Annotated in this window: 9 protein-coding genes; 6 read left to right on the top strand and 3 right to left on the bottom strand. The window is 41.3% G+C overall.

Features of this window, described 5'->3' with window-relative positions; genetic code table 11:
• Window positions 1–282 precede the first annotated feature (282 nt).
• Window positions 283–1,110 carry a hypothetical protein gene (locus tag E0E36_RS27160; protein ID WP_130858547.1) on the top strand — a complete coding sequence of 276 codons (828 nt, stop codon included), beginning with the start codon at window positions 283–285 and terminating at the stop codon, window positions 1,108–1,110.
• A 99-nt stretch (window positions 1,111–1,209) separates the two neighbouring features.
• On the top strand, window positions 1,210–1,842 hold the full coding sequence (locus E0E36_RS27155) for an ABC transporter substrate-binding protein (protein WP_130858546.1): 633 nt from the start codon (window positions 1,210–1,212) through the stop codon (window positions 1,840–1,842).
• Window positions 1,843–2,085: 243 nt separating this feature from the next.
• On the opposite strand, the gene ettA is transcribed toward E0E36_RS27155, so the two are convergent.
• Entirely contained in the window at window positions 2,086–3,768 is a 1,683-nt protein-coding gene (ettA, locus tag E0E36_RS27150) for an energy-dependent translational throttle protein EttA (protein WP_130858545.1), read from the bottom strand.
• Window positions 3,769–3,959: 191 nt separating this feature from the next.
• On the opposite strand from ettA, the gene E0E36_RS27145 reads away from it, so the two are divergent.
• Complete coding sequence (locus E0E36_RS27145; protein ID WP_130858544.1) at window positions 3,960–6,536, top strand: ATP-dependent Clp protease ATP-binding subunit; 2,577 nt, start codon at window positions 3,960–3,962, stop codon at window positions 6,534–6,536.
• 762 nt (window positions 6,537–7,298) lie between these two features.
• Window positions 7,299–7,721 carry a hypothetical protein gene (locus tag E0E36_RS27140; protein ID WP_130858543.1) on the top strand — a complete coding sequence of 141 codons (423 nt, stop codon included), beginning with the start codon at window positions 7,299–7,301 and terminating at the stop codon, window positions 7,719–7,721.
• Between the two features lie 335 nt (window positions 7,722–8,056).
• Here E0E36_RS27140 and E0E36_RS27135 read toward each other — a convergent pair whose 3' ends face one another.
• Window positions 8,057–8,965, bottom strand: a complete 909-nt coding sequence (locus tag E0E36_RS27135; protein WP_130858542.1) for a hypothetical protein — start codon at window positions 8,963–8,965, stop codon at window positions 8,057–8,059.
• Between the two features lie 548 nt (window positions 8,966–9,513).
• Window positions 9,514–10,332 carry an enoyl-ACP reductase FabI gene (locus E0E36_RS27130; protein WP_013663709.1) on the bottom strand — a complete coding sequence of 273 codons (819 nt, stop codon included), beginning with the start codon at window positions 10,330–10,332 and terminating at the stop codon, window positions 9,514–9,516.
• 259 nt (window positions 10,333–10,591) lie between these two features.
• On the opposite strand from E0E36_RS27130, the gene porD reads away from it, so the two are divergent.
• Entirely contained in the window at window positions 10,592–11,494 is a 903-nt protein-coding gene (gene porD, locus E0E36_RS27125) for a type IX secretion system protein PorD (RefSeq protein ID WP_130858541.1), read from the top strand.
• Between the two features lie 21 nt (window positions 11,495–11,515).
• Window positions 11,516–13,171: a DNA repair protein RecN gene (gene recN / locus E0E36_RS27120; protein ID WP_130858540.1), complete on the top strand. Its 1,656-nt coding sequence runs from the start codon at window positions 11,516–11,518 to the stop codon at window positions 13,169–13,171.
• Window positions 13,172–13,227 lie beyond the last annotated feature (56 nt).

Below are 13,227 nucleotides of genomic sequence, written 5' to 3'. Positions count from 1 at the left end.
GTTTATTTGTTAACATTTGGTTAATTATCAACACGTTGGGTTGTTGAGAGGTTAAGTCGTTAAATAGTTGAGACGTTAAATAGTTAAGTAGTTGATTAGCCAATGTGGTAATGTTGTAGGTAAGTGCGTGCCTAAAGCTTACTGCCTATAGCCCAACGCCTATAACAAATATCCAATATTTTACATCAGATTCTTCGTCCTTTTTAAACAAAATACGTTACTTAGCTGTATTATTAGATTAGATATTAATCTTATTAGTACTTATCGTAAAAAAATAGCAATATGAACTTTAAATCTCAAATCATGACGCTGGCAACGGGCGCTTTCATAGCAGCTTCTTTGTCGGCATGTAATCAATCTGGCACAAAATCAACAGAAGGAACCGACAGCACTACTGCCACTGAGGCTGCAACGAGTGCGATCAGTGTTACACCTGTCGCAGATTCAAAGGCATTTCCAGGTGCTGAATTGGCCGTCTCTTCTATTACGGCTACACCGGGTGCTTCCCAGGATTCAGTGAAGTTGGAGGTTAAATATGCGGTAAAGAATTTTACGTTGACAGAACATACAGCCGATCATAATGCGGATCATATGGCTAATTCAGCGGAAGGGCAGCATATCCATTTTATTTTGGACAACCAGCCTTATACCGCACTTTATAAACCGGAAAATAGTGTAAGTCTGAAGAAAGGAACCGAGCACTATTTATTGTCCTTTCTTTCACGTTCTTACCATGAATCCATAAAAGAGCCAAAGGCTTATGTTTTAAAGCATTTCAAAATTACCGATCAGGGAAAATATGAGGAATTACCCGTTCCTGCGGATGCCGCTTTATTCTATAGTCGTCCGAAAGGCGAATATAAGGGAAAAGATACCGAGAACTTATTGCTTGACTTCTACCTAGTGAACACGGAGTTATCGGCTTCGGGCAACAAAGTGAAAGCAGAGATTAATGACACTACGATCACGTTGGATAAATGGGGACCTTATGAAATCAAGGGAGCTCCAAAAGGAAATCTAAAAGTCAAATTAACGTTGGTAGGACCTGATGGGAACGAAATAAAAGGAGACAATACTTCTATAACGAGAGAAGTTAAATTGAGCGAATAAGAAACAATTTTTAAAGAGGGGGCTGTTAGTGATTATATCCTAGCAGCCCTTTTTTATACCCCTCATTTTATCTAAGTTTGCTTCGTAAACAATAAAACTATGCAAGATTATACCTCGTATTTATCGACAGTTGTGAAGGCTTTAGGTTTGGATGAAGCATGCGTAAAACTACTGGAAGAAGACATCAACTTAACACAGCAACTTCATCATATTGATCAAATATATGAGCGCATCTCTTACATAGGAACAAGCTTGAACGTGTCTCGAGAAGCGGAAAAACTAATCGAAGAACTTGCTGAGCGTATTAATATCGTGGTTCACAAACTGAAATTTATAGCAGATAACCAACGACCTACTGTTAAAGTGGTAGCCGAATCGACGCTTGATAACGAACTGGAGGCTTATATTAATACCATTATACGAACTGCAGGGGGAAGGGTATATAACGAAGGACTGGATACGAAGGGACCTGAGCTTTTCATCTTTCTAGCTCAAAATAGGAGTATGTTTCAATTATTAGGTGAAATCCCAGGCTTTTTAGCAGATGAGGAATGGGAAAACACGCCGGCTATTAAGGAAAATAAGGTGTTTTTAATTGACGGCGAAAAGCACTTACTTGCTAGTTTGCCCGAGGCCGCAGATGATGTAGAGCTTTTGGCAGAAATTCTTTACCCTCAATATTTTGTGTTTGGCGGGGAGGGAGAATCGTGGATGAAATTTGAGCTTAGTTAATTCGTTGAATAGGGAAATAGTTAAGTGGAGAAGTAGTTAAGTAGTTAAGTAGGGGAATAGTCAAGTAGTTAAATAGGGAAGTAGTTAGTTAAGTGGATACAACTCAACGACTCAACCATTTAACCTCTCAACGACTCAACTATTTAACGTCTCCAACAACTAATAACCAATAACGAACAACTAATAACGAACAACCAATAACGAACAACTAATAACTAATAACAAACAACTAATAACTCGCAACTATTTCACCAGCTTCTTGTATTTAATCCGCTTTGGTCCCGTGTCTCCCAATCGTTTCTTCCGGTTCTCTTCATACTCCGAGTAGTTTCCTTCAAAGAAATAAACTTGGGAATCGCCTTCAAAAGCGAGGATGTGTGTACAGATTCGATCTAAAAACCAACGGTCGTGTGATATAATCACGGCACAGCCACCAAAATTCTCGAGACCCTCCTCCAACGCTCGAAGCGTATTCACATCAATATCATTGGTTGGTTCGTCCAGCAGTAAAACATTGGAACTTTTCTTAAGGGTAATGGCTAAGTGCACGCGATTGCGCTCACCGCCCGATAGTACGTCGATTTTTTTCTGCTGGTCGGCACCATTGAAGTTGAATTTGGAAACATAAGCCCGGGAATTAACGGTGCGATTCCCTAGGACGATATTATCGTGCCCTCCGGTGATATTTTCCCAGACGTTTTTGTTCGGATCTAAGTCGTCATGCATTTGATCCACATAACCCAATGCAACGGTTTCTCCTACCCGGAAGGAGCCGCTGTCCGGTTGCTCTTGTCCGGTGATTAATCGGAACAATGTAGTTTTTCCTGCACCATTTGGTCCTATAATACCAACAATGCCCGCAGGAGGAAGTGAAAAAGTGAGGTTTTCAAACAGCACTTTATCGCCGTAAGCCTTGGTTACATTTTGCGCTTCAATCACTACATTTCCCAAACGAGGGCCTGGAGGAATAAAGAGCTCCAACTTTTCTTCCCTTTCCTTCGTTTCTTCAGAAGCCAACTTTTCGTAATTGGAAAGACGGGCCTTGGATTTAGCGTGACGCGCTTTCGGAGCCATCCGCACCCATTCCAACTCCCGTTCGAGTGTTTTTTGGCGTTTACTTTCCGTCTTTTCTTCCTGTGCCAGACGTTTAGCCTTTTGATCTAACCAGGAAGAGTAATTGCCTTTCCAAGGAATACCTTCCCCGCGATCTAGCTCCAAAATCCATCCGGCCACATTATCCAAGAAATAGCGATCGTGTGTTACCGCAATCACCGTTCCTTTATATTGTTGTAGGTGCTGTTCCAGCCAGTCGATCGACTCGGCATCCAGGTGGTTCGTTGGCTCGTCTAACAGTAACACGTCCGGCTCTTGAAGTAGAAGCCGACATAATGCCACTCTTCTGCGCTCGCCTCCTGACAAATTGGCAATGGATGCGTCGGGGTCGGGGCAGCGCAGGGCATCCATGGCCCGTTCAAGCTTATTGTCCAATTCCCAAGCACCGGTGGCGTCGATTTTATCCTGTAGTTCACCTTGTCGATTCATTAATTTTTCCATCTCATCCGGGTTTTCATACACCTCCGGCAACCCGAATTTTTCATTAATTTCCTCGTATTCCGTTAAGATGGCCTTCGTTTCAGCGACTCCCTCTTCCACTACTTCTTTCACTGTTTTTGCGGGGTCTAAAATAGGTTCTTGCGCTAAATAACCCACCGAATACCCCGGAGAAAAAACAACTTCACCCTGGTAAGATTTGTCTAAACCGGCTATGATTTTTAAGAGGGAAGATTTTCCGGAGCCATTTAAACCAATTACGCCAATTTTAGCACCGTAGAAAAAAGATAAATAGATATTTTTTAGTACCTGTTTTTGAGGCGGGTAAATCTTATTTACACCGGCCATCGAAAATATTACTTTCTCGTCTGACATATTCGTGATAAAATTCTACTGCAAAGATGGCGATATTTAGTCATAAACGCGTAACTTTAGGTATCATAAAGACTGACAAGAATTGCATATGAGAGAAATGGCGTAATTGTTGATAAAAGTTACATAAAGCGCTCAAAGTTTTAATTAATAATTTTATACATTAGAGCATTAAAAGAAAGGTAAATACATTCATGGAAGCAAAATTCTCGCCACGCGTAAAAGACGTTATCTCCTATAGCAGGGAAGAAGCGCTTCGACTTGGACACGACTACATCGGCACCGAGCATCTCTTGCTGGGCCTGATCCGCGAGGGAGATGGTTTAGCAATCAAAATATTAAAGCATGTGGGGGTAGATACTGCCCGTTTACGCCGCTCCATCGAAGAGGCTGTAAAAGGGACGTCATCCACTTCGGCTAATCTTGGCAATATTCCACTGACGAAGCAGGCGGAAAAAGTGCTCAAGATTACTTACCTAGAAGCTAAGATATTTAAGAGCGAAATTATTGGCACCGAGCATCTATTACTTTCTATCTTAAGAGACGAAGATAATATTGCTTCTCAGATACTTCAGCAATTCCATATCAATTATGATATTTTCAAAGCTGAGGTAGAGCAGAACAAAACGGAAATCACCGACCAAGCAGCCGGTTCGGCTGCGGGAGATGATGATTTCCGCGATGAAGATAGCTTCAGCCAACCTAAAAAAGTGTCAGATATTAAATCGAAAACCCCGGTACTGGATAACTTTGGTCGCGACTTGACCAAAGCTGCAGAAGAAGGACGTTTAGATCCAATCGTTGGACGTGAAAAAGAGATTGAACGCGTATCTCAGATTCTTTCACGTCGTAAAAAGAATAACCCGATTTTAATTGGTGAACCGGGAGTTGGTAAATCGGCTATTGCCGAAGGCTTAGCCTTGCGCATTGTACAACGGAAAGTTTCTAGGGTGCTCTTTAACAAGAGAGTAGTTACCTTAGATTTGGCTTCCCTAGTCGCAGGTACTAAATACCGCGGTCAATTTGAAGAGCGGATGAAGGCGGTGATGAATGAACTCGAAAAATCACCTGATGTGATTTTATTTATCGATGAAATTCATACCATCGTGGGCGCCGGCGGAGCTTCCGGATCACTGGATGCTTCGAACATGTTTAAACCGGCTTTGGCACGTGGAGAAATTCAATGTATCGGAGCTACTACGCTGGATGAATATCGCCAGTATATTGAAAAGGATGGCGCCTTAGACCGTCGTTTCCAAAAAGTAATGATCGAACCGGCAACGCATGAGGAGACGATTGAAATTCTTAACCGTATCAAGGATAAGTATGAAGAGCACCACGCGGTAACTTTTACACCGGAGGCGATTGAAGCCTGTGTGAGTTTAACTACTCGCTACATTACTGACCGATTCTTGCCGGACAAGGCAATTGATGCCTTGGATGAAGCAGGGTCACGTGTTCACCTAACAAATATTCATGTTCCTCAGAGCATCATTGATATTGAAGAGAAAATCGAAGATATCAAAGTGGAGAAGAATAAAGTAGTTCGTAGTCAGAAGTATGAGGAAGCTGCTAAGCTTCGTGATACGGAGAAGAAATTACTGGAAGAGTTGGATCGTGAAAAGCAAGCTTGGGAAGCAGAAACGAAAACCAAACGTTATACCGTTACGGAAGATGATGTTGCTCAAGTGGTGTCGATGATGACCGGTATTCCGGTTCAACGTGTTGGACAAACCGACAGCCAAAAGCTGCTAAACATGGCCGAATCGATGAAAGGAAGGATTATCGGGCAGGACGATGCGGTGAAGAAACTTGTGAAGGCGATTCAACGTACCCGTGCCGGTTTGAAAGATCCGAAAAAACCAATCGGTTCCTTTATCTTCTTAGGGCCTACAGGTGTCGGTAAAACGGAATTAGCGAAAGAGTTAGCACGTTTTATGTTCGACAGCGAGGATTCTTTGATCCAGATCGATATGAGCGAATACATGGAAAAATTTGCTGTATCACGTTTGGTAGGAGCGCCTCCAGGATATGTCGGTTATGAAGAAGGCGGTCAGTTAACTGAAAAGGTACGTCGCAAACCGTATTCTGTAGTTCTATTAGATGAAATCGAAAAAGCTCACCCGGATGTGTTCAACTTGCTATTACAGGTATTGGACGAAGGACAGTTAACCGATAGTTTGGGTAGAAGAGTGGATTTTAGAAATACGATCGTTATCATGACTTCGAATATCGGTGCCCGTCAATTGAAAGACTTTGGTCAAGGCGTAGGTTTCACTACTAGTGCGAAGGCTACACAGGCTGAGACGCATTCTCGGAGTGTCATCGAGAATGCCTTAAAACGCGCTTTTGCTCCGGAGTTCTTAAACCGCGTTGACGATGTGATTGTGTTCAATTCACTTGGTAAAGAAGAGATCTTCAAGATTATCGATATCGAGTTGAAAGCATTGTTCACCCGTATCCAAGGTTTGGGCTATACCGTGAACTTAACAGAAGGTGCGAAAGAATTCATTGCGGAGAAGGGCTTTGACAGTAATTTCGGAGCTCGTCCATTGAAACGTGCCATTCAGAAGTACTTGGAAGATCCAATTGCGGAAGAAATTCTGAAAGGTGATTTAGCAGATGGCGCTACTTTAGAAATTGACTACAATAAGGAAAAAGAAGAGATTGTGGTAAATGGCTCACATAAGAGCGATAGTAAGAAGTCGGCTAAGCCTACAGATATCGAGAAAGAGCATGAAGATGAGAAAGACGGAAGCAATAGTAAGTAGCTAAGGGCTTTCAGCAATCGGCTATCAGCTTAATATAGAAAAAAGCGTCGCGCATTTGCGTGACGCTTTTTTTGTTGGGGATTTGTTAAATCGTTGAGTAGTCGAACCGTTGATTTAATTAGCCAATAGTTGAATAGGAAAATAGTTGAGTAGGGGAGTGGACCCAGTTGTTAATATGCTTTTGAGCCTCCTCAATTCGTTTAATATCTTCTTCTGCCCAAGCGGAAACTTTTAATATTTTCTTTTTGTAGGAAGAGAGATTCTCCACTTTTTTTTCTTTTTGTTTAATAGAAAATCAACAAAGTCGCTTACCTCTTTTTGTGAAGCGGCATCAAGTAAATTGTATTTTATTTGAATGTTCGTCATGGCATCTTTGTTATTTCTACTACAAGGATAACAAAATGAGGTGAAATTACGTTATTCACTATGCGTTGAAAAAGAGGATAATGCTACTCCATACTCCATATTAACTACTCCCTATTCACTAAATTAAATTATGGAGCGATTCTTGCTTAAACCTTTTCATGTTTTGTCACTCTAAGAAGTAGATACTCGTTGAGTGGTTGAGACGTTGAATAGGGGATTAGCTAATTAGTTAATGTGATAATGTTGGTACGAATAATGATAACCGTTAACAATTAACTAGTCTAGTTAAGTAGTATTGCCCTTACGAACGCCGTCACCAATAACGAACAACCAAGAACGAATAACGAATGGCTGGCAACGAATAACCAATAACGAACAACTAAAAACAAATAGCGAATGAAGAAGTATTTATTTTTAATGATTGCCTTAGTAGGTTTGGTAGGTATGAGTGGGTGTGAAAAGACAGAAGTTGTCGAACGTGCTGTTTTACCGCGAACGTTCATTTATACAATAACGCCCGACGAGTGGGGCGTCTCGGAAAATGGGCTTAATATACAAACAACTTTACCGATTGCGGAGTTGGATCGATATTACATCGAGCAGGGAAACGTCAGCGTGGCAATTAGTGAAGATGGCGAAACTTCTTATGATATATTGCCTTCCACTTTTAATGGAATTGCCTATTCTGTTAGGTATAGTGTAGGTCAAATAAATATTTATGGCGAAGACCCAATTAATAATGGAGATTTCGAAGTGCCTATTCCTAACTACGATGTTGTATTTAAAGTGACATTGTCAGATGCTGATTATGTAGAATAATTTTGTTGGCACTCAAGACACTTCTATATTCTCGAGTGCCGACGTAAATACTAATTTGTGAGAGATTCAATTTGTTTCCTTAACCAGATTGAAGTGTTGAATTTTTCATAGAACTCTTTACGTTTTAATTTCCTTATCAGTTTTCTTCAAGAAGATTCTCTATTATTTGTTTGTACTTGTTCTTTGCATGCTTTTTATCGCGGTTTTTCTATTATTCAGAGACCACTGTAAGAAAGTTTGTAAAGTCTAGAATAAGAATGAGGTTGTTATGGCACAGTTGATCGCTTGGTAGTTAATTTTTTGAAAGCAAGTAGCTCACTGATTTGTGTCACAAATCATTTCTTCCTCTTTTTTTCTGCTTTTGCTTTAATACGATCGATTTCGGTCTTCTTTTCTAAAAGTATGGTGTAAAACCATTCAGCTTCTCTTAGTGGTTTATGGTCGGGGCCGATGGCCGTTGCCTGATTTTTTATATACATTTCCTCATTAACGCAAAAAGCGTGTAAGAAACCGGCGGGATTCATTGTTTTTTCGCCAATCATTTTTCGATGTTCTAGCCAGTCGAGTTGATAATAATGCAAAGAAAAATAGACAAATACCAAGGCTTCTTTGGGTAATTTTTTAAGGCATTTCCATTGTACATCAAAGGTGGCGGGCAGCGGAGGTTGTTCCATTTTTGATTTAACGAGCATAATTTCTTCCTGTGCCAGTATTTGATATGCTTCCTGCGCATAGTCGATACTTACCAATGCGACCCGGAGAAAAGCCCCGGGATCGGGATTGATATCGCGTTGCAAGAAGGGAATATTTTGTTTCGGTGTGATGGCATCGATAGTGATCTCTACGGTACCGTCTGGCTGAATCGAACAGCGGGGAAAAACATGCAAGGTTTTCTCAAAAGGAGCATCCGGATTGAATTGGAAACCGATAAAGGGGCTAGGATCTATTTGGTTTAGGTTTTTGTGGCCAGCGGCTTCCGGGAGTTGACTGACGCATTTTTGCATAACCGCATTTAACCTGCCCGAAACATAAGGATCCATATACTCAAAAAGCAAACTCCCTATCTGTCGGATAATTTTGGTTGCATTGCTGCTGATACCAAATTCGTGCGCAGCAATGCGGGTATTGGTGGTTTGCTTTACCACTCTCGGCATACTTTGTACGATGGATTCGCCATTTACATCCCGATAAACTTCATGTCCTTTTTTTCCGCTCAGTCGTCCGTTTTTGTTAATCTTCGCCATAATTTATATATTCGCTTTTAGCCAATACTTGGCCGTTTCAATTATTAATTCCGGTTCTTCTTTTCCTCATACCAAGTCTATACTTTCTTCATATCTTCTTCGCCTTTATTGAACATGCAATCTATATCATTTCCAGGGTGAGTCCAGGTTTTTAACTTAAAACGTGGACTCACCCTGGACTCAATGTGGACTCACCCTGGACTCACCCCGAAGAAGGTCCCTAGCAAATGGCTACTTGGCCATTTTATAGTTCAAAGAAATTTGCTGTTTTTAATAGGTATTTGAAAGGAGCGTTATTGTATTAAACGCGAAGACAAGATAATAATTTACAGGCGAAACTGAAAATTTAAAGTATAAACCTATATACATTTACCAAAATATTTTATTCATCTTGAATGTCTTCCTCCTAGTTATCGGGGGATGGCAAAAACCTCCTGACTGAGTACGTCGTAGCGGAGTCCTTGCTGTTAACGCTAAGGCAATATCTAAACAAAAAAGCAACGGAAATTCCCCGTTGCTTTTTGCTGAAAAATATAATTATTGAACACTTACCCTTCAATACCGAATTTCTCCAAAATGGTGCTGGTAACACCGGTAGAAGAATATCCACCATCGTGGTATAAGTTCTGCATGGTCACCATGCGGGTCAAGTCTGAGAATAAGGTAATACAGTAATCAGCACATTGTTCTGCGCTGGCATTGCCTAGTGGTGACATGGCATCGGCAAAATCAAAGAAATCGCCAAAGCCTTTGATACCCTGTCCGGCAGTGGTTTTGGTAGGCGACTGTGAAACGGTATTAACACGTACCTTTTTGGCGACACCATAATGATAACCGAAGCTTCTCGCAATGGATTCTAAGGCAGCTTTGATATCAGCCATATCGTTGTAGAAGGAGTAGGTGCGTTGAGCGGCTGCATAGGTTAAGGCTACTACACTTCCCCATTCATTAATGGCATCTAATTTCATCGCTACTTGAAGCATTTTATGCAATGACAAAGCTGATACGTCCATGCCCTTTTGAAAGAAGTCGTAATTAGCTTCGGTATAAGGAATGCTTTTACGCACGTTTACACTCATACCAATGGAGTGTAACACAAAATCGATTTTACCGCCTAAAATCTCTTGGGATTTGGTGAATAGATTGGTTAAATCGTCTACACTGGTTGCGTCCGCAGGAATAATTTCCGCACCTGTTTTTGAAGCTAGTTCATTGAGTTCGCCCATACGCATAGCGATAGGAGCGTTAGTTAACACAAATGTAGCACCTTCTTCATGTGCTTTCTCGGCAACCTTCCATGCAATAGAACTGGAATTTAACGCGCCGGATATAATACCTCTTTTACCTTTCAGTAGGTTGTATGCCATATCGGTTTGATTTATTGTAAACTGTATTTATATAAGGGGGTAAAATTACACTTTTTTTCATTAGAATAATCTATTTTTTAATGGCAATGAAGCTTGCATGAGCTTAGATTTATTCTTATCTTTTTTGAGTTGCAACTCATGCAGGTTTCATCTATTGAGAAGCGCTCTTTAGGGAAGATGAAGTTTTGCTGTCAGCTTTTTTAATTTTTAATTTTTAATTTTACCTTATTACGTACCTTTGATGCTAATCATGTATAATATGACAAGAACCTTCGTTTCTTTTCTTCTATTCAGCATTGCGACGCTGGCACCGGCATGGGCGCAAGACTTAAATGCGCGGGTGCAGATTTTGTCGCCGCAGGTTCAAGCAACCAATAAGCGTGCTTTCGATGTATTGCAGCAAGCAATGACGGACTTCCTTAATAATAAGAAATGGAGTAATCAGCAAATCCTGCCTGAAGAACGTATCGACTGCAGCTTCGTTATTACAGTGAAAGAGTGGGACGGTAGCAGCAACTACAAAGCCGAGGCGCAGATTATTTCAACGCGACCGGTCTACAATACCACCTATAACAGCCCTATTCTTACTTTATCCGATAAGAACTTCGATTTCACCTATACAGAAGGAGAGCCCTTGGATTTTTCCGCGCAGCAATATCTAAGCAATATCACTTCGTTGTTAGCCTATTACGCCTACCTTATTGTGGGGCTCGACGCTGATTCGTTTAGTGAGAAAGGTGGAACACCCTATTATACACTGGCGCAGAACGTACTGAACAATGCGCAGACAGCCAATTTTGCAGGCTGGAAATCGATCGAGAGCATGAACAACCGTTTCTGGTTGGTAAATAACATGCTCGACAATAATTATGAACCGCTACGTAGCTTTTCTTATCGTTATCATTTAGATGTATTGGATAAAATGGCAGATAATCAGAATGCTTCGAAACGAAAGTTGATCGACTTGCTACCGCTCCTAGTGAAGGTAGATCGGATGGCGCAGGGGGCCATGTACAACCAAGCTTTTTTCACTGCCAAATCCGATGAGTTGGCAAACTTAATCGGCGGATTAACAGGACCGGAGAAAATAAAGGCAATCAATATATTATCAGAGGCCGACCCGGGAAATAGCAATAAGTACGAAACAATAAAGAGTCTTTAAAAAAAACACGATCCGATACAGATGCTTAAGCGCTTATTAATAAAAAACTACGCTTTAATAGATGAACTTGATATCAGTCCCGCCAAAGGGCTCAATATATTGACGGGTGAAACCGGTGCAGGGAAATCCATTATATTAGGAGCCTTATCCCTCATTCTCGGGCAAAGAGCCGAAAGCAAATACTTCTATAATCAGGCGCAGAAATGTGTAATCGAAGGTTTTTTTCAAATTGAAGAATATAATCTAGGTGATTTTTTTCAGGAAGAGGATCTCGATTATGAGCCTGAAACCATCCTCCGTAGGGAAATAAGTGCCGATGGGAAATCCAGGGCTTTTGTAAATGACACCCCGGTTACGCTTAGCACCCTTAAAGCATTGGGCGAACGGCTGATTGATATCCACTCACAGCACGCTACCTTGGAAATCAATACAGAGGATTTTCAGCTTATGACCCTTGATAGTGTTGGTGAAAATGGATCGCTCTTAAAAACCTATCAAGAAACCTTTAGGAAATATAGACAGGTAACACAGGCTCTTCATGACTTGATAGAGGAAAGTAAGCAGGCGCAAAGCGAGGCCGACTATCATCAGTTTTTATATGACGAATTGGCCGCTGCCAAATTGAATGGCGATGAACAGGAGGCCTTGGAACAGGAGCAGAATCAACTGAGCCATGCGGAAGAAATTAAGCGCGCCTTATTGGCTGCCAACTTTTTGTTAAGTGAGCAGGAGCAACCTGTTATTAATTCATTGAAGGAGGCAGGACTGCAGATACAGCAAGCGGAGCGTTATGTCAGTAATCTCCATGAGTTAAGTGAACGCTTGCAAAGTGCTTTGATAGAAATTAAGGACATTGCGGAAGAAGTAGAACGGACCGAGCAGCACATTCTTTTTGATGAGGGACGTCTAACCGAGGTAAACGAGCGCCTGAGTTTACTCTATCAATTACAACAGAAACATCATGTAAGCAGTGTTGCAGAGCTTTTAGCCATACAGAAAGATTTGGAAAACAAGCTTATTAAACTCTCGTCCAATGATGAGGAGATTGCAAAACTTAAGGCAGAGAGCGATGCGCTCCGTGAGGCTAGTGAAAAGCTAGCCGAAGAACTAAGGGCCAATCGACAAAAGGCCATCCCATTGGTACAAAAAGCAGTGATTGAGGTGTTATCAGAAGTAGGTATGCCAAATAGTGTTTTGTCTATTGAGCTGGATTCAAGTACATTGCGTTTATCCGGAGCAGATACGGTACGTTTCCTTTTCACAGCAAATAAGGGACAGGTGCCACAGCCATTAAATAAAGTTGCCTCAGGTGGGGAATTGTCGCGATTGATGCTGGCCATTAAATCGCTCATTGCTAAAAGTTCGGCACTTCCAACCATCATTTTTGATGAAATTGATACCGGTATTTCGGGCGAAGTTGCCCTTAAAGTCGGAAATGTTATGGAAGAAATGGCTAAACACATGCAGGTTATTGCCATCACCCATTTACCGCAAATTGCATCGAAGGGAAATGCCCATTACAAAGTCTATAAAGCAGAAGCAGGAGAAGTAACACGCAGTAATATGCGGAAGCTAAGCGACGAAGAACGGGTGGTTGAGGTTGCGCAAATGTTAAGTGGCAGCAATCCGGGCGAAGCGGCTTTGAAACATGCCAGTGAGTTGCTGAAACATCGATGAAATGTTTTTATTTATAAAATATTTCATCGATGTTCTATTCATTGTACATTCCTGTA

The organism is Olivibacter jilunii (assembly GCF_900607235.1).
Classification (GTDB): domain Bacteria; phylum Bacteroidota; class Bacteroidia; order Sphingobacteriales; family Sphingobacteriaceae; genus Olivibacter; species Olivibacter oleidegradans.
This window is presented reverse-complemented; position numbering and strand designations above follow the sequence as displayed.